Raw genomic sequence first — 24645 nt, 5'->3', positions numbered from 1 at the left:
ACAAATAGTGTATGATTTCGAAAGACAAAAAGAAAACGAGTCTTCAAAAAGATCTCATTTTCGGTTAACTAAACTTATCTTGGCAAGTATACCCACATTATAACAATCATATACAAAAGGGCATACGACCTCAAAATAATATTTTTGCATTTTACCATGTTATCATAGCCGATTTGTCAAGTCAATAATTTATGCATATTTCATTTATTTTTTTGCACGTACTATCCAGTAGCCTTTTTTCTTCTCCACAACATCGACTTCAGAAAATTTTTCTTCTAAATAACTTACCGTTGATGGTGCACCTTGCTTCTTCTGTATTACTACCCACAACTCGCCAGATGACACTAACTTATCATAAGCTCCATCGTAAAAACGGAAAATTGTTTCCTTTCCTGCGCGAATTGGAGGATTGGTTAAAATAGCTGCGGCTTTTACATCGTTGTCAACCATCGATAGTCCGTCACTCACAAATATCCGTACATTTTGAACACCGTTTATTTGCGCATTTTTTTGTGAGAGTGCAACTGCACGTTCATTTATATCCATCATAAGAACGGCACGATCTGGGTTTGTTTTGGCAATCGATAATCCAATCGGTCCATACCCACACCCCACATCAAAAATTGCACCATCAATATCTGGCATTTGAAAAGCATCTATTAATACACGGGATCCAAAATCTACTTCGCTTTTACTAAATACCCCTGCATCCGTTTCGAAGGAAAACGTATGCCCTAACAATTTGAATGTCCAGTGACGAGGTTTACTCTCAGTTTGAGGCTTACTTGTATAATAGTGATCTGACATTTTCACGCCTCCTCAGAATGAAGAAAAAAAGCTCGCCGCAATGACGAGCTTTCCTTTTGTTTAAAAGTAATACGAGATTACTTAACTTCTACAGATGCGCCAACTTCTTCAAGTTTAGCTTTGATTTGTTCAGCTTCATCTTTAGAAACGCCTTCTTTAAGAGCTTTAGGAGCGTTATCTACTACTTCTTTAGCTTCTTTAAGACCTAAACCAGTGATTTCACGAACCGCTTTGATTACTTTGATTTTTTCGCCACCAGCAGATGCTAGTACTACGTCAAACTCAGTTTTTTCTTCAGCAGCGCCAGCAGCAGCACCACCTACTACTGCTACAGGAGCAGCAGCTGTTACACCGAATTCTTCTTCGATAGCTTTTACTAAATCGTTTAATTCAAGAACTGTCATAGCTTTGATAGCTTCTAAGATTTGCTCTTTATTCATTATAATTTCCTCCTAATTGGATAATGTTTTTTTGTTGCGGGTTAAGCCGCAGAAGTTATAGTGCGTATGGAATTACGCGCCTTGTTCTTCTTTTTGTTCTGCAACAGCTTTTGTTGCAAGTGCGAAGTTGCGCACTGGAGCTTGAAGTACAGATAAAAGCATAGAAAGAAGACCTTCGCGTGATGGAAGTTCTGCAAGTGCTTTAACATCTTCAACAGAAGAGATTGTACCTTCAATAATACCTGCTTTAATTTCTAAAGCTTCATTTTTCTTAGCGAACTCGTTGATGATTTTAGCAGGAGCTACAACATCTTCATTAGAGAACGCAATTGCGTTAGGACCAACTAATACGTCATTGATTCCTTCAAGGCCAACAGCTTCAGTCGCACGACGAGTTAAAGTGTTTTTGTAAACTTTGAACTCAACGCCAGCTTCACGAAGTTGTTTACGAAGCTCAGTCACTTGTGTAACGTTAAGACCACGGTAATCCACAACTACTACAGAAGCAGCGTTTTGGAATTTCTCAGTAATCTCTTGAACTTGTACTTGTTTGTTTTCGATTGCTTTGCTCATGATGACACCTCCTATTAGAATGGGTCATTTATACCGACAAAAGAAAAGCCTCCGGGTCAAATAGACACAGAGGCTGAAAGTCATCATCTTTAAAATAAGAATCCGAATTCCGATGTCCTCGGTAGGATCATTAAGTGACAAGTCACTCCTACTGTCTACGGTACAAATGGATGATTCACAACAGCATCCATCATATCACAGATAGACAGAGCCGTCAACAGATTTATATAAAAAAACTAATTATTTTACTGCTACGCTTGAAGCGTCAACTTTAATAGCTGGGCCCATTGTAGTTGTAACGTTTACAGATTTCATGTAAGTACCTTTAGCAGCAGCAGGTTTTGCTTTTTGTACTACATCAAATACAGTTAAGAAGTTTTCTACTAATTTTTCTGCAGAGAAAGAAACTTTACCGATAGGAGCGTGGATGATACCAGCTTTGTCAGCACGGTATTCTACTTTACCAGCTTTAATTTCTTCGATCGCTTTAGTTACATCGAAAGTAACTGTACCAGTTTTAGGGTTTGGCATTAAACCTTTAGGTCCTAATACACGACCAAGTTTACCAACTTCACCCATCATGTCAGGAGTTGCAACGATTACATCGAAATCGAACCAACCTTGTTGGATTTTTTGGATGTATTCTGCATCGCCTACATAGTCAGCACCAGCTGCTTCAGCTTCTTTAAGTTTTTCACCTTTAGCGAATACTAATACACGTTGAGTTTTACCAGTACCGTTTGGTAACACTACTGCACCACGGATTTGTTGGTCGTTTTTACGAGTATCGATTCCTAGACGGAAAGCAACTTCTACAGTAGCGTCGAAGTTCACTGAGCTAGTTTTTTGAGCAAGTTCGATTGCTTCTTGTGCACCGTATACTGCGTTACGGTCGATTAATTTTGCTGCATCTTGCAGTTTTTTACCTTTTTTAGCCATTATATAATTCCTCCTTGATTGTGGTTATAGCGGATTTTACCTCCCACGAATAAAGGTTGCGCGTTCACAAAGAAACTCCGCAACCTTCCAAAAAACAAATACATCATCAAGTAATGGGATTAGTCTTCAATAACAATACCCATGCTTCGTGCAGTACCTTCAACCATTAACATTGCAGCTTCAACTGAAGCAGCGTTAAGGTCTGGCATTTTAGTTTCAGCGATTTCGCGAACTTTATCACGTTTAACCGTTGCAACTTTTTTACGGTTTGGTTCACCTGATCCAGATTGGATACCAGCTGCTACTTTAAGTAGAACTGCTGCAGGTGGAGTTTTCGTAATGAAAGTAAATGAACGGTCCTCGAATACTGAAATTTCAACTGGAATAATAAGACCAGCTTGATCAGCAGTACGCGCGTTGAATTCTTTACAGAATCCCATGATGTTCACACCTGCTTGACCTAATGCAGGACCAACCGGTGGGGCTGGATTTGCTTTACCAGCAGGGATTTGAAGTTTAACAACTTTAATAACTTTTTTAGCCACGAGACACACCTCCTTAAGTCCGTGATGTGGTAATTGGGTTGCCCCTCCCACTCAATATCTGTCTGTCAGCTAAGTGCCGATAACATTAAAATTATCATTGCAGACGTCAAACCAAAGTATGACAGTCTGACCTTTGAAATGATACCACTTTTATTTTTTTTAAGCAAGTAGTAAATAACAAATTCTGTGACATACTCATCAGACATATGGCACTTTAGTTGCTAAAACTACATTTTTTGTATTTGCTCAAAATCAAGTTCCATAATTGTTTCGCGACCAAACATGTCTACAGAAACCTTCACTTTTCCTTTTTCAGTGTCAATTTCTTCAACACGTCCTTGGAAGTGTGCGAAAGGCCCTTCTAATACTTCTACTGCTTCTCCAACAGAAATATCAATCTCGACAACTTTGTCAGTCATGCCCATTTGTTGTAGTAGACGGTCCGCTTCTTCAGGTAATAATGGTGTTGGCTTCGCACCACCGCCAGATGAACCGATAAAGCCAGTTACGCCTGGCGTATTACGCACAACATACCAAGAATCATCTGTCATAATAAGTTCTACTAAAACATAACCAGGGAAAACTTTACGCATCATTGTACGCTTTTTCCCATCCTTTAATTCCGTTTCTTCGTGTTCAGGCACAATAACACGGAAAATCTTATCTTGCATACCCATCGTTTCTACACGTTTCTCTAGGTTTGCTTTTACACGGTTTTCATACCCTGAATACGTATGAACAACATACCAATTTTTCTCCATAACTACTAGGACTCCTCGTCCGTCCCTCCCTTACTAAATCAATTACGCCTTGGCGTAATTGTGTCTGGATTTTGTATTGTGCTTGCACAATTAGTTCCTTTCAAAATCCGTGACATCTGCCAGCGGCTTTATCTTCATTCAGTCGGTGTTTGGACACCTACCAAAGAGGAACTGCATTTGCATTCAACCTACCACTTTTAGAAGCAGGAATCTTCTACTGAATGATGATAAAAGTGAAAAGAATCGGATATGCTAAGTGCATTCTTTACTCTTTTCACAAACTGCTATTAGAAAAACATAGCTTTCGCTAATAGCTAGCGAAAGCCTGATGATATATACCAAATCTAGCATAGTCATCTATCGCTACCCCCATACTATCCCGAGTAGCGTACTTATCATATTAAGAATATTTTACTGCTGATTACTTCATACAACAAACGAAAAAACCCGTTTATTGTAATGACGGGCTATTTCAGAAGTATTAACATGCTATTTACTAAATTATAACTCTAAGTACCAGCGGAATAATGATGAAATACCTAAGTCTACTAACACAAAAAATAAAGCCATAATTACAACAGTTGAAATTACAACGACTGTATATTTCGTCAGTTCTTTACTTTTTGGCCAGCTTGTTTTGCGCATTTCCGACATTACATTGCTGAAAAAGCCTTTAATCTTGCCCATTCTAGCCTAACCTCCGAATCAATCATATCTGTCTATTTACAAATTATTTATAGCGTTTGTTTATGCACTGTATGTTCATTGCAATGCGAGCAAAATTTCTTTAATTCGAGGCGTACAGTTGAATCTTCCTTAGCTGGAAACGTATAATTTCTCGATCCGCATTTTTCGCAATTTAGAACGACTCTTTTTGCCATATAATCACCTTTTCGGCACTTTGTCTTTTCAAGACTAACACCTATATTTGTCAATGTCAACAAAGGCATACAACTGCTAAGACATTTCTTCAAGAACTAAATGTCGCTCTAATTTACGCTTTACTCGTTGTAAAGCATTGTCAATAGACTTCACATGACGATTTAGTTTCGCAGAAATTTCATGATAAGACTGACCATCTAAGTAAAGAGCTAACACTTGTAGTTCTAGTTCACTTAAAATCTCACCCATCTTCTCTTCTAAGTAGCCAAACTCTTCTCTATGAATCATTAACTCTTCCGGATCATCCATAATAGCACCCGTTAATACATCCATTAAAGTACGATCTGACTCTTCGTCAAAAATAGGCTTGTCCAGAGAAACATATGAGTTTAGTGGAATATGCTTTTGTCTCGTAGCTGTTTTAATAGCCGTAATAATCTGCCTTGTAATACACAGCTCAGCAAAAGCTCGAAAAGAAGCAAGCTTATCTCCCTTAAAATCACGAATGGCTTTATATAAACCAATCATGCCCTCTTGCACAATGTCTTCCTTATCTGCACCAATTAAAAAATAAGATCTAGCCTTTGCTCTTACTAACAAACGGTATTTCGTAATTAAATAATCCAACGCATCTGTATTACCTTGATGCACCATTTCAATAAGTTCTTCATCATTGAATCGTTCAAAATCTTGTGTCACTTGTACAATACTATTTTTAAACATGGTATCACCTCAGCCACAACAGATAATTAGGAACAGTATAACGGAATTGGAAAATATGAGTCAATCAATCATTTCAATCCACGCCGCCATTTTTCAAAGGCCAAAGCAACATCCGGCTTAAGCTCCATGCGGGATGGCGGTCTGCTATCATGTTTTTGTTTCACCTCATGAGAAATTTTATGTTGGATAATACCCATATCAATTTCTAGCTCTCTTGCCGATTTTCGCAGAGCACCGTTACCAAAAATAACGTTTTGCTCTGCCATATCGGAAGTCGCTACGTGAATCTGTACATTTCTAGCCTTTAGTTCGTGAGTCATTTTTTCAATACGTTCATCTGCTGTTTCATTTTTCCGTGTATAAATGATTTCGACATCGTTTTCTAAATAAGTTTGCTCCACACCCGGTACAAGATGTGCGTCAAAAACTATAATTACGCGCCACCCCATAGCTGCCTTATACTCAGCCATAAGCTCAATCAATCTCTTACGGGCATCTTCAAAATTTGTATCACGTAATGGTCGTAGCTCTTTCCAAGCTCCTATCATATTATAGCCGTCAACAAGCAAAATAGTTTTCATTGTCAATCATTCGCTTCTTGACGTTTACGATACACTTCGTACATTAAAAGTGCAGCAGCTACCGATGCATTTAGTGATGTGACATGTCCAATCATCGGCAAATGATATAAAAAGTCACATTTCTCTTTTAATAAGCGGCCCATTCCTTTGCCTTCACTACCAATAATAATCGCAAGCGGCAATGTTGCATCCATTTTACGATAGTCTGCAGAACCCTTGGCATCTGTACCTGCAATCCATACCCCTCGTTCTTTTAGCTCATCCACCGTCTGCGCTAGATTGTTAACACGCACGACAGGTACATGCTCAATTGCCCCAGTTGATGCCTTTGCCACTACGGCTGTCAAACTCACAGAACGGCGTTTCGGAATAATAATACCATGCACACCTATCGCATCAGCAGTTCGCATAATAGAGCCTAAATTATGCGGATCCTCTAGCTCATCTAAAATTAAGAAAAATGGATCTTCTTGTTTTTTTGCCGCAGCCGCAAATAAATCCTCTAGCTCCGCATATTGATATGCCGCAACAGAGGCAACAATTCCTTGGTGATTGGCATCTGATAATTGATCAACCTTTTTCTTCGGGACAAATTGAACAATGACACCACGTTCACGTGCCAAATCTAGAAGTTCGTTAACCCCCGATTTTTTCACACCTTCTGCAATCCATACTTTATTCATATCGCGGCCTGAACGAAGTGCTTCTAACACTGGGTTTTTACCGGCAATCATTTCTCCATTTTGCTCTGCCATTAATTTGACACTCCTTTCGATTCCTCGATTATTTGAATAGCGTATGCAATGATTGCATAAACGCGTTCTAATTCATTTAATAAAAATAAACTACCAAGCACAGCCTCAAAGCCTGAGCTATTACGGTATGTTTGAACATCTGTATTTTTCGGCACAGAGCCGGATTTGGCATTGCGTCCACGACGGAACACAGCCAACTCCTCCTCTGTTAAAAAGCCTTCATCCATCATTCGATGTACAATCATAGATTGTGCTTTCGCTGATACGTAATGTGTCGCTTCCCTATGAAGTGTGTTAGGTTTGACGCGACCCGCACGTAGCAGATGCTCTCGTACCTTTTGTTCTAAAACTGCGTCCCCCATATAGGCTAACGCTAATGCATTCAATTGCTTAACATCTTCGTTGCGGAGTTTATCCAAATTACTTACCCTCGTTTCCATCTAGTTCCTTGTCGCGTATCTTCTAAAACGATACCTTGTGCTTGCAAATGGTCACGAATTTCATCTGAACGGGCAAAATCACGATTTTTACGAGCTTCTATACGCTCCTGTAAAAGCGCTTCAATTTCTTCGTCTAATAACTCTTCTTCTTTTGCAAATTCAATACCTAAGACGTCACCTAACACCTCAAAAGTTTCAGTAAAATGCAATAATACTTTTTCATCAGTATTCGTTTCATTTAAATAAATATTTGCGATTCGCGCTAATTCAAATAATACGGAAATAGCATTGGCTGTATTAAAATCATCATCCATCGCTTCTTCAAAATGCGCTTTTTGTTCAGCAATTTTTCCAAGCCATCCTTCTGAGCAATCACCTAAGCTTGCTGTTGCTGTTAAACGGTGTTTGACATTGTTGTAGGCAGTACGAATTCGTTCTAAACCATTTGCGGCTGAATCTACTAAATCCTTCGCAAAGTTAATCGGATGACGATAATGCACCGAAAGCATAAAGAATCGTAAAATTTGCGGGTCAATTTGTTTACGAATATCATTTACGAGTATAAAATTGCCAAGAGATTTGGACATTTTTTCATTATCAATATTAATATACCCATTGTGCATCCAATAACGCGCAAATGTCTTATCATTATGAGCTTCAGATTGTGCAATTTCATTTTCATGATGCGGGAATGTTAAATCTTGCCCACCAGCATGAATATCCATAGTATCTCCTAAATGCTCACGCGCCATTACTGAGCATTCAATATGCCAACCTGGACGCCCTTTGCCCCATGGACTTTCCCAGTAAATTTCGCCTGGCTTCGCAGCTTTCCATAGAGCGAAATCTAACGCATCATCTTTTTTCTCACCCGCTTCTATACGAGCACCGATTTTTAAATCATCCACCGCTTGGTGAGATAATTTACCGTAACCATTAAATTTACGAGTGCGGTAATAAACATCACCCGCTGACTCATAAGCATAGCCTTTATCGATTAAAACTTGAATGAATTGAATGATATCATCCATATGCTCTGTTACGCGTGGATGTACATCTGCTTTCTTGCAGCCTAACGCTGTAATATCTTCAAAGTATGCAGCAATAAAGCGTTCCGTTAATTCATGAACCTCTTCTCCAAGTTCATTTGCAGCCTTAATAATTTTGTCGTCCACATCTGTGAAATTTGAAACAAATTTCACATCGTAGCCTTTGTATTGGAAATAACGACGCACTGTATCGTAGACAATAACAGGTCGTGAATTCCCAATGTGAATGTAGTTATATACTGTCGGACCGCAAACGTACATTTTTACTTTGCCTTCCTCCAGCGGTACGAAAGTTTCCTTTTGTCGTGTTAATGAGTTGAAAATTTGAATACTCATTGTATTTCTCTCTCCTTTTGTAAGCGTTCGATTTCCTGATTCATTGCTGCAATCTGCTTCTCGAAAGCTTGACAACGTTCTTCTACAGGGTCAGGGATATTTTGATGGTCTAGTTTTTTCTCTAGACGGACTCCATCCTTAATCACTATTTTACCAGGAATACCGACAACCGTAGCATTTGGTGGCACTTCTTTTAAGACAACTGAGCCTGCACCAATTTTACTATTTTCACCAATTGTAATAGAACCTAACACTTTCGCACCTGTTGCAACTAGTACATTATCCTCTAATGTCGGATGGCGTTTCCCCTTTTCTTTTCCTGTACCACCTAAAGTTACACCTTGATACAACGTTACATTATCACCAATCTCACATGTTTCACCAATAACAACACCCATCCCATGGTCAATAAAGAAACGTCGACCGATTTTCGCTCCAGGGTGAATTTCAATTCCAGTAAAGAAGCGACTAATTTGTGAAATGGTACGGGCTATAAAATAAAAACGCTTTTTAAAGAACCAATGTGCAACTCGATGTGCCCAAGTAGCGTGCAAGCCCGAGTATGTTAATATCACTTCGAATACACTACGCGCAGCCGGGTCATTCTCAAAAATTGTTTCTACATCTTCCTTCATTCTTTTAAACACAAAAGCTCCCCCTTTTCATTTTGATCTACCTTGATCCTTCGAAATACTATAGCTGACGTTGATTTCACCCCAGAGTTACCGAGTGATTTTGGCGCATCCCCCACTTCAAGTCTATGTCTAGAAAATAAAAAAGCGCCCCTATCATCCCAAAAAAGGAATGACAGAGACGCTAAAATTTGCGCGGTTCCACTCTGATTGAAGGCGAATGCCTTCCACTCTGGACGTTCTATAACGGGAACGAATCGATAAAGCCTACTTTTTTTCAGCTTTATGCTCAAAGGTGCATTTCAGTTTTGCCTAGGCTCAGACCACTTTCAGCCGGTGATGGTCCTCTCTTTAGAGCATGCGCCACTTACTTCTCCTTATCAACGCTTTTTCAATGTAAATACATTTTACAACGAACTAATAAATTGTCAATCAATTTCTACTTATTGCGCAAATTTTTCTACACGGTCAATTATTTTCTGTTTGCCAATTAAGCAAATTGCGTTCGGAAGTTCTGGACCATGCGTTTCACCCGTCGTTACGACGCGAATTGGCATAAATAGATTTTTACCTTTGTGTCCAGTTTCTTTTTGAACAGCTTTAATAGCCGCTTTAATTGTATCAGGCGTAAATTCCTCTAAACTTTCAAGCTGCGCTTTAAATGCAGTCATTACCTCAGGTACCTGTTCACCTGCTAAAACTGCTTTTGCTTCTTCATCATATTCAATATGATCGTTAAAGAATAGGCGAGATAGTTCTACAATTTCAGCACCAAAGCTCATTTGATCATGATAAAGTGCGATTAAATCTGTAGCCCATGCACGTTCTTCTTCTGTTAATTCTTCTGGTAATAAACCAGCTTTTTGTAAGTGTGGTAAAGATAAAGCCACTACTTCTTCTAAAGATAATTTTTTAATGTATTGGTTATTCATCCAAGTAAGCTTTTGTTTATCGAACATAGACGGTGATTTTGAAAGACGTTTTTCATCAAAGATTTTAATAAATTCTTCTTTTGAGAAAATCTCTTCTTCCCCTTCAGGAGACCAGCCAAGTAATGCAAAGAAGTTAAACATTGCTTCAGGTAGGTAACCTAAATCTTTATATTGTGTTACGAATTGAATAATTGATTCATCACGTTTTGATAATTTTTTACGATTTTCATTAATGATTAATGTCATATGACCATAGCTTGGATATTCCCAGCCGAATGCATCAAAAATCATCATTTGTTTTGGTGTATTCGATAAATGCTCTTCACCACGGAATACATGTGAAATTTCCATAAAGTGATCATCTAGCACTACCGCATAGTTATACGTTGGGATACCGTTTGCTTTAACAAGTACCCAGTCACCAATATCTTTTGACTCAAATGATACTTGTCCACGTACTAAATCTTCAAATTCATATGTTACATTTTCAGGTACGCGCATACGAATTGTATATTGTTCACCAGCAGCTTCTTTAGCCGCAACTTCCTCTGCTGATAAATGACGGCAAGTACCATCATAAGTCGGAGCTGCTACACCTCGTGTTTTTTGTTCTTCACGAGACGCTTCTAATTTCTCTGAAGAACAGAAGCATTTGTAAGCTAAACCTTGCTCTAGTAGCTTTTCAGCGTGCTCTTTATAAATATCAAGACGCTCCATTTGACGATAAGGTGCATACGGTCCACCAATATCGATCGACTCATCATATTCAATACCTAACCATTTTAAGTTATCTAGCTGAGATGCTTCTCCGCCCTCTACATTTCGCTCAACATCTGTGTCCTCAATACGTACGATGAATTTACCGTTATGATGTTTTGCATATAAATAGTTAAATAACGCTGTACGCGCTCCACCGATATGTAAGAAACCAGTAGGGGATGGCGCGTAACGAACACGAACTTCTTTCGCCATAATTAAAAGCCTCCTAAATTTTCGTTCAAAAAATTGACTTTGTTCATTTTACCACTCTGTTACAGGAAATAAAAGCACTGAGAGCTCGCTTTTATTTCTTCATCAATAGGATTGTCGCCATCGCTGCAATCCCTTCCTCGCGACCTGTAAAACCTAAACGCTCAGTTGTTGTTGCTTTAACATTCACTTGAGAAGGCTCTGCATGAAGCAATTCAGCAATACGATTTTGCATTTGTTCAATATACGGTGCCATTTTCGGACGCTGTGCCATTATCGTACAATCCACATTACCTAAAACATAGCCTTTATCCTCAACAATTTTCCAAATATGCTCTAATAATTTCGCTGAATCAGCATCTTTGAACGCAGGATCTGTGTCTGGGAAATGACGACCTATATCGCCCTCACCAATAGCCCCTAACGCTGCATCTGTTACAGTGTGTAATAAAACATCTGCATCCGAATGCCCTACCAACCCTTTTTCATGAGGAATTGTTATACCACCAATAATTAATGGACGCCCTTCTTCAAATGCATGCACGTCAAATCCTTGTCCCACTCGAAACATATGATTTTGAGAATGTCTAATAAGATAAATAAAAAATCCACCAACTGAAGCTCATTTACTTCAAGAAATATGCAGACTTAAAAAGCTTCTATTCAGCTTATAAGACAGTCTCATTCACCTTCCTTCACTTTTATATTTACTCTATATTATACCCTCATATTTTAACATATTTCCTAGGAAATTGAGTTAACAGTAAACCTTACTCTAGACTAAAGTTCAATTAAAAAATAAAATCTCATCAGCATCTACTGCTAATGAGATTTTTGTATGCTATCATAATGTTTTCAAAGCACGTTTACGCAAGATCGCTTCACCAAACACTAAATCCTCTTGCGTTGTCATTTTTACATTTTCGTAGCTACTTTCTACAATATGCACCTCATGGCCCAGACGTTCAACAAGCATTGCTTCATCGGTACCAAGGAAGCCCACCTTCTCAGCGACATCCTCTGCCTCTACAATCAAATCAAATTGAAATGCTTGAGGCGTTTGAATCATCCATAAGCTTTCTCGATCAATCGTCTCCTCAATAACACCATCACGTACTTTTTTCATCGTATCCTTCGCACGAACACCCGCAATCGCAGCGCCAAAGTCATGCGCACTTCGCACAAGATTCGCTATAATGTCGTGCGTAATAAATGGACGCGCAGCATCGTGCACAAGCACAATATCAACCTGCTTCATTTCTTTCATGCAAGAATGGACGGAATGCTGTCGCTCTGCACCACCATCAGGTAAACCTTTAACTTTAGTAATTCCATACCTCTCTAGCATGTCCTGAATAAACACACGCTCTTCAGGCTTTACCGCAAGCCAAATACCTGTACACTGACTATCCTGTTCAAATACCTCCAGCGTGTGTACGAGGATCGGTTTTTCTAAAAGATTTAAAAATAACTTATTTTGCCCTGCGCCCATTCGCTTTCCGCTTCCCGCAGCAGGCAATACTACTTCATATTGCACATTTCCCACTTCCTAGTCATCCTTTGGTTTAGCAAAAATCATTCGACCTGCTGATGTTTGAAGAACACTTGTTACGGTTACTGTAATTGCCTGTCCTATATAGCTACGTCCACCTTCAACAACGATCATTGTGCCATCATCTAAATAAGCAACCCCTTGATTATGCTCTTTCCCATCTTTAATGACCATCACTTGCATATCCTCACCTGGAATTACGACAGGTTTGACTGCATTAGCTAAATCATTGATGTTCAGTACTTTAACGTGGTGTAGCTCGCAAACTTTGTTAAGGTTAAAGTCGTTCGTCACAATTTGTGTATCGTAGCCCCTTTTCTTTGCAAGGCGCACGAGCTTTAAGTCAACCTCTTGAACATCCTCAAAGTCCTCTTCAGTAATCTCAACATTCGTCATACGTTCATCTTGTAATTTTTTTAAAATATCTAAGCCGCGACGACCTCTTGTACGCTTTAACGTATCCGAAGAATCAGCAATATGCTGGAGCTCCGTAAGGACAAACTGTGGCACAACTAGTGTACCTTCTATAAAGCCTGTTTCTGAAATATCTGCAATACGACCATCAATAATAACACTAGTATCTAACAGTTTATAGCTCCCTCGTACTTCTTGAGGCTCTACACCTTCCGCTAGTTTTTTCTTTGTAGTGTTACCACGCAAAGTAAATAGCTGGATTAATTCATCTCGCTTTTTAAAGCCTACACGGAACCCTAAATATCCAAGCATAAATGACAGTATAATTGGTAAAACCTTTGTAATAATCGGTAAATCAATACTATCGATTGCGAAACCTAAGAAATAAGCAACGATTAGTCCGATAATAAGTCCAAGTGTACCAAAGAATAAGTCACCAACCGGTACTTTAAATAGCACCTCTTCCATCCAACTAATAAGCCGTACAAAATAATCCGAAAAGGCAAATGATAATGTAAATAGTAAGAGCGCTCCTAAAGCTACTGATACGTAAGGGTTATCAAGCCAAGGATTAGATGATAAATGAAGCAATTCGTATAATGGCGGTAAGAAAACAAGGCCTAATGCTCCTCCAATCAGTAAAAAAGCAATTTGAACAAATTTTTTCATAAACTGTCACCCCCCATTCTTAATATATAATTATACATAGTTTACTGCAGAAAATCTTTTATGACCCCATCAAAGCATCGGTAATTTCATCCATTTCCAGATCATCCCGAGTATACTGAAAATCAATGACTAAAAATTTTTCACACTAAAATCAGAAATGCTCTTTGACATTTGCTCTGCATTAAACAAACATTTTCACAGACATTATCATAGACGCCAATTCTCCTCTTTGAGTTTCCTATCTTCTATCTATAAAATTTAAAAGACCAACGCCCTGGTGTTTAATTGCTGAAAGATGTTAAAAGTGCATGTCAGAACATTGTCCAACATGCACAAACTACTTTATAGCTCTCTAAAGCAAGCATTCAATGCGTCCTTTATCGTTTCTACACCGACTATCTCAATACCTTGAGGAAAATCCCAACCACCGATATTTGAAGCTGGTATGATGGCGCGTTTAAATCCGAGCTTTGCTGCCTCAATCACACGTTGTTCAATACGAGATACACGACGCACCTCGCCAGTCAAACCTACTTCTCCAATAAAGCAATCCGTTGCCCTAACAGCTTGATCCTTAAAACTCGAAACAATACTTGTCAACACAGCCAAATCAATAGCCGGCTCATCAAGCTTCACGCCGCCAGCAACTTTAATATATGCATCCTGTGCCTGCAGCATGAGGCCCATTCTCTTTTCAAGGACGGCCATAAGTAGTTGCACACGATTTTGATCGACACCTGTTGCCATTCGTTTCGGATAATTAAAGCTTGTTGGTGTTACGAGCGACTGAATTTCAACTAGAATTGGCCGTGTACCTTCCATTGAGGCTACGATTGTTGACCCAGCCGCTCCCTGCGAACGCTCCTGTAAGAACAACTCAGACGGGTTTAACACTTCCTTTAAGCCCCCCTGAAGCATTTCAAAGATAGCAATTTCATTCGTAGAACCAAAGCGGTTTTTTTGGCTGCGTAAAATACGGTGGTTATGATGTCGCTCTCCTTCAAAATACAATACCGTATCAACCATATGCTCCAAAATACGTGGTCCTGCAATTTGCCCCTCTTTTGTTACATGCCCGACTAAAAATATGGCAATTCCTTTTGTTTTTGCTATTCGCATAAGTTCTGCTGTACATTCACGCACTTGTGATACACTACCAGGTGCACTCGTTACCTCTGGATGAAAAACAGTTTGAATAGAATCGACAATAACAAACTTTGGCTTCACATCATCAATGGTCTGATTTAAAAGCTCTAAATTTGTTTCAGAATATATATAAAGCTCCTGTGAGATTACCCCTAAACGTTCTGCACGCAGCTTTGTTTGACGGATGGATTCCTCACCAGAAATATAGAGCACACGATGTCCCTTATTTGAAAGCAACGCAGATACTTGTAATAATAATGTCGACTTCCCAATCCCAGGATCTCCCCCAATCAACACAAGAGAACCTGGTACGATGCCTCCACCTAATACTCGGTTAAGCTCACCCATTTCTGTTGCAACGCGTGATTCCTCAGCAGCTTCAATTTGCATAATAGGGAGAGCCTTTTGGGTAACCGTAGCAGAGTGTTGGAATGCACCTCGTGGCCCTTTTGCAACGACCTCCACCTCTTCAACCATCTTATTCCATTCCCCACAACCTGGACATCTTCCCATCCATTTTGCAGATTCATAACCACAGCCTGAGCATACAAATTTTGTTTTTTTCTTTGCCAAATTGCATCCACCTCGAATATTTGTTCTTATATTTATTATTGTACATAAAAAAAGACAGCTTGGCACTTAAAGCCTCGCTGTCTTTTTAAATCGCGATTATTTAGAAGTAGAAACTTCCTCTTTTTTCTTCACAACAAACTCATCATTTACATAATCAATGATTACTTGGTTACCCTTCTCTACATTGCCTTTCAGTAGTTCTTCCGATAAACGGTCTTCTACTTGTTTTTGTAATGAACGACGTAGTGGACGGGCACCATATTGAGGATCGTAGCCTTCCTCTGCAATTTTTTCAAGAGCTGAATCCGTTAACTCTAACGAAATGTCTTGCTCTTTTAGACGTTTTGTTAAAGAATTCGCCATCATCGCTACGATTTCTTTTAAATGTTCTTTTTCTAGTGAGTGGAAGACGATCATTTCGTCGATACGGTTTAAGAATTCTGGGCGGAATGCTTTTTTCAGTTCCTCCAGCATCGTACCCTTCATATCTTTATACTTCGTATCCGTACCACCGACATTGAAGCCAAGGTTTTTCTGATATTTTAAAGCATCCGCACCAACGTTTGATGTCATAATAACAACTGTGTTGCGGAAATCCACCACTCGACCTTTAGAGTCTGTTAAACGACCATCTTCAAGTACTTGAAGTAAAATATTGAAAACATCTGGATGAGCCTTCTCAATTTCATCTAGTAATACTACAGAATATGGTTTACGACGAACCTTCTCTGTTAGTTGACCGCCATCATCAAAACCTACATAGCCTGGAGGTGAACCAACTAAACGTGAAGTCGAATGTTTTTCCATATACTCAGACATATCAACGCGAATCATTGCGTCCTCATCACCAAACATAACTTCAGCCAATGCTCTAGCCAGCTCTGTTTTACCAACCCCTGTAGGGCCTAAGAAAATAAATGAACCAATTGGTCGTTTCGGATCTTTCAAGCCAGCTCTTGCACGACGAATTGCGCGAGAAATCGCCTCTACCGCTTCTCCTTGACCTACAACACGTTTGTGTAACTCTTCTTCAAGTTGTAATAACTTAGAAGATTCCTCGGAAGCAATTTTAGATACCGGAATTCCAGTCCACATAGATACTACCGCTGCTACATCATCCACTGTAACTTTTGATTCGGCTTTACCTTGCTCTTCCTTCCAATTTTTTCTCGTAGTTTCAATTTCATCTTTTAGCTTTTGCTCTGTATCTCTTAATGATGCTGCCTTTTCAAACTCTTGACCTGAGACAGCTGCATTCTTTTCAGAGCGTACATTTTCCAGCTTATCTTCAAGCGCTTTTAAGTTTGGTGGCACCGCGAATGAACGTAAGCGTACTTTAGAGCCCGCTTCATCAATCAAATCAATCGCCTTATCTGGTAAGAAGCGATCAGAAATATATCGGTCACTCATTTTTGCTGCCGCTTCAATAGCTTCATCTGTGATTTTCACACGGTGATGTGCTTCATAACGATCACGTAAGCCTTGAATAATTTGAATCGCCTCTTCTACAGTTGGCTCATCAACTTGAATTGGTTGGAAACGGCGCTCTAATGCCGCATCTTTCTCAATATATTTGCGATACTCATCTAGTGTTGTTGCACCAATACATTGAAGCTCACCACGAGCTAAAGATGGTTTTAAAATATTTGATGCATCGATGGCACCTTCTGCACCGCCAGCACCGATTAATGTGTGCAATTCATCGATAAATAAAATGACATTACCAGCTTGGCGAATTTCATCCATTACTTTTTTCAAGCGATCTTCAAATTCACCGCGATATTTTGTTCCAGCAACAACCGTCCCCATATCAAGTGTCATGACACGTTTATCACGAAGAATTTCTGGCACTTCATTATTAATAATTTGCTGTGCTAAGCCTTCAGCGATAGCTGTTTTACCAACACCTGGCTCACCGATCAATACAGGGTTATTTTTTGTACGGCGCGACAGTACCTCGATAACACGTGTAATCTCCTTGCTTCGACCAATAACCGGATCTAGAGTACCTTCACGAGCAATTTGTGTTAAATCACGCGCAAGGCTATCTAAGGTAGGTGTATTGGCAGCCTGTGCAGCTTGTTGACCCGATTGAGCATTGTCATTATTGCCTAATAGCAATAGCACTTGCTGACGAGCCTTATTCAATCCGACACCAGCATTATTTAATACACGAGCCGCTATCCCTTCACCTTCACGAATAAGCGCCAATAGTAAATGCTCTGTTCCAATATAGGAATGGCCTAATTTACGTGATTCATCAACTGATAGCTCTATTACTTTTTTAGCTCTAGGTGTGTAGTGGACAATTGGGCCAACATCCTCTTTACCCTTCCCTACAAGCTCTTCAATACCCGCTTCAATCATTTGTGGGCTAATATCAATGGCTTCTAATGCTTTTGCAGCAATACCGCCACCTTCGCGGATAAGCCCTAATAGAATATGCTCCGTTCCAATTGATTCGTGCTTCCAACGAATCGCCTCTTCTTGTGCAAGCTGTAATACTTTTTGCGCGCGTTGTGTAAAACGATTAAACATCAAATGAATCCTCTCCTTTTCCCCGAATAATAGGCTTACTCATATTTTCTTGAGATAGTGCCTCACGAAGCATTTCAGCTCGTACGCGATCTCGCTCAGCAGGCGGCAAAACGTCCCCTGCATAATTCTGTAAAAACCCAGGTTGCATACTGACTACACATTCGTTTAATTTGGTCGCTTTAATACCTTCAATTAACTGTAAATCTACTCCTAAACGAACATTGGATAAACAGGTAGCAGCTTCCTCACTCGTTAAAACTCGAGCATATGTTAACGTACCTAAAGCACGGTACACACGGTCTTCTAGGGCAAGCTCTGCTTTTTCCATTAACTTGCCTCTTGCATGTCGTTCTTTTTGAATTATTTTCTCAGCGACACTTTGGATGTCCGCTAAAATGTCATCTTCTGTTTTTCCTAGTGTAATCTGATTTGACACTTGGTAAACATTACCTATATTTTCGCTACCTTCCCCATATATTCCTCTTACCGTCATTCCTAATCGTGTCATTGCATTAATGATTTGATTCATCTGACCCGTAAGTGTAAGGGCTGGCAGGTGCATCATGACAGATGCTCGTAAACCCGTACCAATATTTGTTGGGCAACTTGTTAAATAACCAAATGTATCTCGGAACGCATAAGGCAGAGCTTTCTCTAAGGTACGATCAATTTTATTGGCCTGCTCGTATGCCTTTTGAAGTTGAAAACTCGCTGTCATACATTGAATGCGTAAATGGTCTTCTTCGTTCACCATAATGCTAATTGATTCGTCATCCGATAAGAGCATGGAGCCAACTTGCTCTTTTTTTGCAAGCTGAGGACTAATTAAATGTTTTTCTACAAGTATTTGACGTTGTAAAGGCGTTAAATCCTTAATAGCAAAATATGAATAATTTCCTTGAAGTTCTGTACTGTCCTTTATTGCATGTGTAACTGCCTGTTCTACATGTAATGCTTCATCCTCTGTAAAGGCTAATGGAAAACGATAACCATTTAAATTTCGAGCAAGGCGGATGCGTGTACTAATGACAATATCTGAATAATCGTCCTCCACACTCATCCATGTTGGTGTAGCACGCTCTAAAAACGATTCAATCATCACGACACATCACCACCTTCAAATTGTACCTGTTTCTCAAGTTCCTTCACTTCATCACGGAGCTCAGCTGCCTCTTCAAAATGTTCTTTATCTACAGCAATCTTCATACGTTTACGAATATCCTCAATTTGCTTTTTGATGACATAAACATTGCTCCTGGCGCCGGGCATTTTCCCTATATGTTGAGGTCCAGCCTGTATACGATTAAAGAGCTTCGGTAAGTGCTCACTAAAGGTGTCATAGCAGCTAGGGCATCCAAATTTACCTTCTTTTAAAAACCGTTTATACGTAAATCCACATTGTGGACATGTTTGCGGTTGTGGTGGTGCTTGCTGCTTTTCACCCACTTTTTGTTGCTGCCATGTAGGTGAGCCAAACCAATTAGATAATAGCTGTTGAATAGATACTGGCTCTTGCTTAAATTCAGCATGAAATGGATGGAACTGCGAGGCGCAGACGTCACAATAATGGTGCTCCACCTTTTGACCACTTTGAACTTGTGTTACAGTAACCGTCGCATTACGCTGCTTACAATGTTCGCAAATCATTTCCATCACCTCTTTTATTTTTGCTGTTCATATTTAATCGTTGTTAGCATCGCTCGTAAAATTTTTGCTCGAATATGATCCCGTAACGGGAGTTGCAAATCGATAGTTGAGCGATCAACTGCCGCTAATATTATTTTCGCTTCTCGCCTTGAAATTACCTGCTCATCAATTAGTCGATAAACTAAATCTTCTGCCATTATTTGCGATGCCCCACCTTCAATTTGCCTGAGGACATCATCGATTAGATCAATTTGTGAATTCGCGCGGACACGTAAAATTCGAATGTATCCACCACCACCACGTTTGCTTTCAACAAGGTAACCTCGTTCGGCAGTAAATCTTGTATTAATTACATAATTTATTTGTGAGGGCACGCACTGAAATTTATCTGCGATTTCACTACGTTTTATTTCAATATGCCCTTCTCCACCTAATTCAAGTACTTGCTTTAAGTAGCCTTCTATGATGTCTGATATATTACGCATTTTAGGAATACACCTCGCTTACTACACTGACTTTGACTATCTTTGACTTTCTTTGAGTATATTATACAAAACGCTTGAAAATAATTGCAATTATTTCGCACACAGAAAAAAATCCAACGAATGCTTTAGCTATAAGATACCCTTATTGGCAAAAGAAAAAACGCAAGCATATGCAACTAGCATATACTTGCGTTTATAGAAATTATACCCAGCGACCAACAATTGGATAACGCCAAGACTCATCAGATAAAGCCTTCACAATACCGATAATTGGCGCAATAAAATACATAATCCCAAAAACAATTAAGAACGGTAAACCAATGAGTAGGAAGCTAAAAATACCCGAAATTGTAAGTAAAACTATCATCACTACTTGGAACAACAAGGCTTGCATAGAAATGCTCTTTACCTCTTCCTCCGAACTAATTAAGAAAAATATAATAGGTACTAACCATGGCGCAAAAAATGCACTTGCGTGTATGATTACCTTAGACCATTTTGTTTCCATTTATATCAACCCTTCCATATAATTTTTTTATTTTATGTACTATTTTTTACGGAAATACACCTTAAATAGTTTCAATTTTAAATTGGATTTATAAATTTTTTTGAAAGGCATGTGATACTCGATGGAATTTAATAACACACTTGCAAATGAATATGAAAAAGGTATTCGTCGCACGCTACCTAGCTACGATGCAATGCTACGTTTAACACAAACCTTTTATCAATCTGCATTACCTGAGGACGCTGAATTTTTAATAGTTGGCTCCGGAAGCGGTAATGAAATTTTACAGCTCGCCGAGCAAAGACCTCATTGGTCATTTGTTGGTATCGATCCATCAGAAGCGATGCTACAAATTGCTGGCGAACGTTTAAAGTCTCTACCTAATAATATTTCTTTATATCAAGGAACTATACTGGATACTCAGCTACCTTCAGTAAAATTTGATGCGGCAAGCTGTGTACTAGTGCTTCACTTTATACAAGATGATCAAGAGAAGCTTGCAACATTAAAAAAAATAGCAAATAATTTAAAGCCTGGTGCTCCATTTGTGCTCGTCTCAAAATACGGGCAGCCGGGTACTTTAGAAACCGAGCTACAATTTGATTTATGGCGCGCTTATTGGCTACAGCATACAAAGCTATCACCATCAGACGTAGCGGAAATGGAGAAATCCATCCGTTCTCTTTCATTTATGTGTGAAGAGGACATATTAGCACTATTACAGCAGGCAGGCTTTACAAAACCATCTAGATTCTTTGCCACTACTTTATTTGGTGGTTGGATATGTTATAGAGAAAGCGTATAAAATTATTTCTTGTGAAGATCAATACACCTGTTAGGATAGAATTAAAAGAATTGAGGTGAATGCTGTGATACGCACTATTGGAATTACAAAAGATCAAAAACTTATAAAGGAATTTCCACTTGAAGATATACACAAAAACGAATTTGAATGGTACTGGGTCGATTTTAATTGTCCAACTGATGAGGAAGAACTACTGTTGGATTCGTTTTTCCACTTCCATCCACTCGCTATAGAAGATTGTTTAATGCGTTTACAGCGGCCAAAGCTCGATTTTTATGATGATTTCCATTTCTTTGTTATTCAAAGGATGAACGAAGAATTAACAGCTGAGGAAGTAAATATTTTTGTTTCTAATAAATTTATTGTTACGTTCCACAAAAATGTAGCACCGGAAATAGATCGAGTACAAATGATGTTAGAAAAGCAGCCAAAGAATTGGGAACGTGGCACAGTTTATTTAACGTACCAGGTAATCGATAAAATTGTTGATAACTATTTTCCACTTGTCTATAAAATTGAGGATCATTTAAATACACTTGAAGATGAGCTTACCTATCAAAGTAACCCCAATGCCATGAAAATTGTATTTGAATTCCGTAGTGATTTGCTCGATTTAAGACGCACCATTTTACCAATGCGTGATTTATTATATCGTATCCTTAACTCATACCGATTTTCACTTAAAAAATCAGAACGAGCTTATTTTGGAGATATTTACGACCATCTGCTAAAACTCACCGAAATGATCGAATCTAACCGCGAGCTCACTGCTGATATGCGTGATAGTTATATGGCGATGAGCTCTACTCGCATGAATGGCATTATGATGACCTTAACAATTGTTTCAACTATCTTTATTCCCCTAACATTTATTGCAGGTGTTTATGGAATGAATTTTGACCATATGCCCGAGCTACATGGGAAGTTTAGCTACTTTATCGTACTCGGAATTATGATTTTTATCGCATTATTCATGCTGGCAATCTTTAAACTTAAAGGCTGGTTCAATTTATTTAAAACTTAAAAGTAAACCATTTATTCATTTGTCGACAAGCTAAAGGCACCTTAGAGATTTTTTCCAAGGTGCCTTTCACTGTTAATAAGGACCGCGATCATCAACTTTATCATCACCTTGCTGTGGAAATAAAAAGTATGCGAGTACACCAGATACTAATGTTGCACAGATAGTAATTAATAGTTGATCTAAGTCTGGTACTTCAGCATAGTAGTTTCTTAACATGTAAACCGACCCAATTGCTACAATTACCATAACCGGAATGACAAATTTGAAACGTTTCTTCTCCATATAATACCTCCTCAACACTATTGTTACGTTCAAGCTAAACAGTTCGTATTTTACAGGTTTCCTATTTCAAATTCAATTTACCTATTACCTTTTTAGTAGTCTATTTCATGACTTTTAATCGACAATCATCTGTAACTAATAAAAAAAATATAGAAATAAACTAAAATTTCAACCAAAAACAGCACAAAAAATAGTAGAATATATTAAATACTATATATTCAGCAAATTAACAACCCAAGTAATTTAATAGGTATTTAGTTTACTATTCTATACATAATACGGACCTAAGGAATGGAGCAAACAACGATGAGTTGGTTTACAAAAAAGAACGATTCTAGCTACTCAATTACATTAGCACCTGAAAATTATAGGAGCGATGTACAATTGGATGTATCAAACCATCCAAAACTTCAAAAACAGTTACAGCTTTTAGATTTAACAATTGAGGATTTAGCCATCATTAAACAACTACAGCCTTTAGCTAAGGATTTAGTTCCTGAAATGGTGGATCAATTTTATGCAGCCATTAGTTTGAGCCAAGATTTGTTAAATATTATAAACAGAACATCACAAATCGAGCGTTTAAAAGTTACTTTACATAAACATTTAAGTGATATTTTTGAAAGTCATATTAATGACTCTTACATTAATGAACGAAAGGCAATTGCTGAAACTCATGTTCGAATTGGTCTACAATCGAAGTGGTATATCGCCTCATTCCAATCATTAACAACGACCTTTACACGCTTTACAAATGAGTTAGATGTATCAAAACATGATGCAATTCGTGCTATCAATGCCTTCTGCAAAATCATTAACTTCGAGCAGCAGCTTGTAATCGAAGCCTATGAAAAAGAAGAGGAACGCATTCGTACAGTAGAAGGTGAAACAAAGCATGCACTTGTTACTACCATTCAAAAAACGGCAGAGGAACTCAATGAGATTAGTGAAGAAACAGCAGCTTCTTTATTAGTCATTTCCTCTCAAACAGATGATATCGCAGTAGCTACGAAGCAAGGTTTAACCTTCGTTGCTGATACACAAGAAAAATCCAGACGTGGACAGCAGCAGCTGCAAGATCAAAATGATTTAATACAAGTAATTTTACAAAGTGTAAACAGTCTCGAAGTTACGATGAACCAGCTACGCACATCTTCTCAAAAAATATCGGAAATTGTAGGACTGGTCACAGGAATTGCCGATCAAACGAACTTATTAGCACTAAATGCTTCTATCGAGGCAGCCCGTGCAGGTGAGCATGGTAAAGGCTTCGCTGTTGTTGCAGAGGAAGTTCGTAAGCTTGCTGAAGAAACAAAAAATGCGGTACAAAATGTTTCTCATCTCATTAAAGAAACAGAAAGTAATATTACAACAATGTCGACTTCGGTTACTAACGTTGATCAAAAGATTCAACATAGTGTAGATACGCAAAACAGTTTATCTAAATCATTTAATGATATCGCCAATGCAGTTTCTGGCATTCAGCAGCAGTATGTAAATACATCCAGAGATATTTCAGCCATCTCTAATTTGATTACTGAACTGTCACAAGGCGCTACACTTGTTTCTTCTTCTTCCGATTCACTTATTAACGTGGTAAATGAATTACAAATGTAAGCACGAAAAAGGGAAACTGAC

General features: G+C 38.7%; 28 protein-coding genes and 2 other annotated features. Of the genes, 3 read left to right on the top strand and 25 right to left on the bottom strand.

Annotated elements, in window-relative coordinates:
• Positions 1–204: 204 nt before the first annotated feature.
• The 24 genes from AC3WSK_RS15380 to AC3WSK_RS15265 all read right to left on the bottom strand — a co-directional run bounded on the left by AC3WSK_RS15380 (position 205) and on the right by AC3WSK_RS15265 (position 20896).
• The gene (locus AC3WSK_RS15380; RefSeq protein ID WP_079562378.1) at positions 205–807 is read right to left on the bottom strand and encodes a class I SAM-dependent methyltransferase; all 603 of its coding nucleotides are present in this window, start codon (positions 805–807) and stop codon (positions 205–207) included.
• Positions 808–884: 77 nt separating this feature from the next.
• Positions 885–1247: a 50S ribosomal protein L7/L12 gene (gene rplL, locus AC3WSK_RS15375; protein WP_079562379.1), complete on the bottom strand. Its 363-nt coding sequence runs from the start codon at positions 1245–1247 to the stop codon at positions 885–887.
• Positions 1248–1319: 72 nt separating this feature from the next.
• Positions 1320–1820 carry a 50S ribosomal protein L10 gene (rplJ, locus tag AC3WSK_RS15370; protein WP_079562380.1) on the bottom strand — a complete coding sequence of 167 codons (501 nt, stop codon included), beginning with the start codon at positions 1818–1820 and terminating at the stop codon, positions 1320–1322.
• 32 nt (positions 1821–1852) lie between these two features.
• Positions 1853–1999: a sequence feature (ribosomal protein L10 leader region), on the bottom strand.
• Positions 2000–2060: 61 nt separating this feature from the next.
• Positions 2061–2759: a 50S ribosomal protein L1 gene (gene rplA, locus AC3WSK_RS15365; protein ID WP_079562381.1), complete on the bottom strand. Its 699-nt coding sequence runs from the start codon at positions 2757–2759 to the stop codon at positions 2061–2063.
• Positions 2760–2878: 119 nt separating this feature from the next.
• A complete protein-coding gene (rplK, locus tag AC3WSK_RS15360; RefSeq protein WP_004233593.1) occupies positions 2879–3304 on the bottom strand; it encodes a 50S ribosomal protein L11 in 426 nt (141 codons plus the stop codon).
• Between the two features lie 227 nt (positions 3305–3531).
• Complete coding sequence (gene nusG / locus AC3WSK_RS15355; protein WP_079562382.1) at positions 3532–4065, bottom strand: transcription termination/antitermination protein NusG; 534 nt, start codon at positions 4063–4065, stop codon at positions 3532–3534.
• Between the two features lie 501 nt (positions 4066–4566).
• Positions 4567–4752: a preprotein translocase subunit SecE gene (secE, locus tag AC3WSK_RS15350; RefSeq protein ID WP_053596042.1), complete on the bottom strand. Its 186-nt coding sequence runs from the start codon at positions 4750–4752 to the stop codon at positions 4567–4569.
• A 47-nt stretch (positions 4753–4799) separates the two neighbouring features.
• Positions 4800–4946 carry a 50S ribosomal protein L33 gene (gene rpmG / locus AC3WSK_RS15345; protein ID WP_492414218.1) on the bottom strand — a complete coding sequence of 49 codons (147 nt, stop codon included), beginning with the start codon at positions 4944–4946 and terminating at the stop codon, positions 4800–4802.
• Between the two features lie 76 nt (positions 4947–5022).
• Positions 5023–5670 carry an RNA polymerase sporulation sigma factor SigH gene (gene sigH, locus AC3WSK_RS15340; RefSeq protein ID WP_079562384.1) on the bottom strand — a complete coding sequence of 216 codons (648 nt, stop codon included), beginning with the start codon at positions 5668–5670 and terminating at the stop codon, positions 5023–5025.
• A 68-nt stretch (positions 5671–5738) separates the two neighbouring features.
• Complete coding sequence (locus tag AC3WSK_RS15335) at positions 5739–6251, bottom strand: NYN domain-containing protein (protein WP_079562452.1); 513 nt, start codon at positions 6249–6251, stop codon at positions 5739–5741.
• A 2-nt stretch (positions 6252–6253) separates the two neighbouring features.
• Positions 6254–7006, bottom strand: coding sequence for a 23S rRNA (guanosine(2251)-2'-O)-methyltransferase RlmB (gene rlmB / locus AC3WSK_RS15330; protein ID WP_427483841.1), 753 nt, complete (start codon positions 7004–7006; stop codon positions 6254–6256).
• Positions 7006–7425 (bottom strand): Mini-ribonuclease 3, encoded by a 420-nt coding sequence (locus AC3WSK_RS15325; RefSeq protein WP_276207763.1) that lies wholly within the window; start codon positions 7423–7425, stop codon positions 7006–7008. The genes rlmB and AC3WSK_RS15325 overlap by 1 nt, the downstream gene beginning before the upstream one ends.
• A 5-nt stretch (positions 7426–7430) precedes the next feature.
• A complete protein-coding gene (gene cysS, locus AC3WSK_RS15320) occupies positions 7431–8831 on the bottom strand; it encodes a cysteine--tRNA ligase (protein ID WP_492414217.1) in 1401 nt (466 codons plus the stop codon).
• A complete protein-coding gene (gene epsC / locus AC3WSK_RS15315) occupies positions 8828–9478 on the bottom strand; it encodes a serine O-acetyltransferase EpsC (RefSeq protein ID WP_079562388.1) in 651 nt (216 codons plus the stop codon). Before epsC ends, cysS begins: the two co-directional genes overlap by 4 nt.
• Before the next feature lie 159 nt (positions 9479–9637).
• Positions 9638–9856: a binding site (T-box leader), on the bottom strand.
• A 50-nt stretch (positions 9857–9906) separates the two neighbouring features.
• On the bottom strand, positions 9907–11367 hold the full coding sequence (gltX, locus tag AC3WSK_RS15310) for a glutamate--tRNA ligase (protein ID WP_079562390.1): 1461 nt from the start codon (positions 11365–11367) through the stop codon (positions 9907–9909).
• A gap of 91 nt (positions 11368–11458) precedes the next feature.
• Positions 11459–11935: a 2-C-methyl-D-erythritol 2,4-cyclodiphosphate synthase gene (gene ispF, locus AC3WSK_RS15305; protein WP_053482833.1), complete on the bottom strand. Its 477-nt coding sequence runs from the start codon at positions 11933–11935 to the stop codon at positions 11459–11461.
• Between the two features lie 273 nt (positions 11936–12208).
• Positions 12209–12901, bottom strand: a complete 693-nt coding sequence (ispD, locus tag AC3WSK_RS15300) for a 2-C-methyl-D-erythritol 4-phosphate cytidylyltransferase (protein ID WP_079562453.1) — start codon at positions 12899–12901, stop codon at positions 12209–12211.
• 12 nt (positions 12902–12913) lie between these two features.
• The gene (locus tag AC3WSK_RS15295) at positions 12914–13999 is read right to left on the bottom strand and encodes a PIN/TRAM domain-containing protein (protein ID WP_079562391.1); all 1086 of its coding nucleotides are present in this window, start codon (positions 13997–13999) and stop codon (positions 12914–12916) included.
• A 342-nt stretch (positions 14000–14341) separates the two neighbouring features.
• Positions 14342–15718, bottom strand: a complete 1377-nt coding sequence (gene radA / locus AC3WSK_RS15290) for a DNA repair protein RadA (protein WP_079562392.1) — start codon at positions 15716–15718, stop codon at positions 14342–14344.
• A gap of 96 nt (positions 15719–15814) precedes the next feature.
• The gene (locus AC3WSK_RS15285; protein WP_079562393.1) at positions 15815–18259 is read right to left on the bottom strand and encodes an ATP-dependent Clp protease ATP-binding subunit; all 2445 of its coding nucleotides are present in this window, start codon (positions 18257–18259) and stop codon (positions 15815–15817) included.
• Positions 18249–19358: a protein-arginine kinase McsB gene (mcsB, locus tag AC3WSK_RS15280; protein ID WP_079562394.1), complete on the bottom strand. Its 1110-nt coding sequence runs from the start codon at positions 19356–19358 to the stop codon at positions 18249–18251. Before mcsB ends, AC3WSK_RS15285 begins: the two co-directional genes overlap by 11 nt.
• The gene (locus AC3WSK_RS15275) at positions 19355–19903 is read right to left on the bottom strand and encodes a UvrB/UvrC motif-containing protein (RefSeq protein WP_079562395.1); all 549 of its coding nucleotides are present in this window, start codon (positions 19901–19903) and stop codon (positions 19355–19357) included. Before AC3WSK_RS15275 ends, mcsB begins: the two co-directional genes overlap by 4 nt.
• Positions 19904–19917: 14 nt before the next feature.
• Positions 19918–20388 carry a CtsR family transcriptional regulator gene (locus AC3WSK_RS15270; protein ID WP_079562396.1) on the bottom strand — a complete coding sequence of 157 codons (471 nt, stop codon included), beginning with the start codon at positions 20386–20388 and terminating at the stop codon, positions 19918–19920.
• A 202-nt stretch (positions 20389–20590) separates the two neighbouring features.
• On the bottom strand, positions 20591–20896 hold the full coding sequence (locus tag AC3WSK_RS15265) for a DUF4870 domain-containing protein (RefSeq protein WP_079562397.1): 306 nt from the start codon (positions 20894–20896) through the stop codon (positions 20591–20593).
• Positions 20897–21017: 121 nt separating this feature from the next.
• Here AC3WSK_RS15265 and AC3WSK_RS15260 point away from each other — a divergent pair, with 121 nt between their 5' ends.
• Together AC3WSK_RS15260 and corA are read left to right on the top strand one after the other, a co-directional pair.
• Entirely contained in the window at positions 21018–21701 is a 684-nt protein-coding gene (locus tag AC3WSK_RS15260; RefSeq protein WP_079562398.1) for a class I SAM-dependent methyltransferase, read from the top strand.
• 64 nt (positions 21702–21765) lie between these two features.
• The gene (corA, locus tag AC3WSK_RS15255) at positions 21766–22725 is read left to right on the top strand and encodes a magnesium/cobalt transporter CorA (protein ID WP_079562399.1); all 960 of its coding nucleotides are present in this window, start codon (positions 21766–21768) and stop codon (positions 22723–22725) included.
• 72 nt (positions 22726–22797) lie between these two features.
• Here corA and AC3WSK_RS15250 read toward each other — a convergent pair whose 3' ends face one another.
• Positions 22798–23007 carry a hypothetical protein gene (locus AC3WSK_RS15250; RefSeq protein ID WP_492414216.1) on the bottom strand — a complete coding sequence of 70 codons (210 nt, stop codon included), beginning with the start codon at positions 23005–23007 and terminating at the stop codon, positions 22798–22800.
• Positions 23008–23313: 306 nt separating this feature from the next.
• Here AC3WSK_RS15250 and AC3WSK_RS15245 point away from each other — a divergent pair, with 306 nt between their 5' ends.
• On the top strand, positions 23314–24624 hold the full coding sequence (locus tag AC3WSK_RS15245) for a globin-coupled sensor protein (protein ID WP_079562401.1): 1311 nt from the start codon (positions 23314–23316) through the stop codon (positions 24622–24624).
• Positions 24625–24645: the final 21 nt, after the last annotated feature.

This window comes from Lysinibacillus sp. EB271-A1-10B (genome assembly GCF_058791335.1).
The sequence above is the reverse complement of the archived record's forward strand: the minus strand, read 5'-3'. Positions and strand labels throughout refer to the sequence as shown.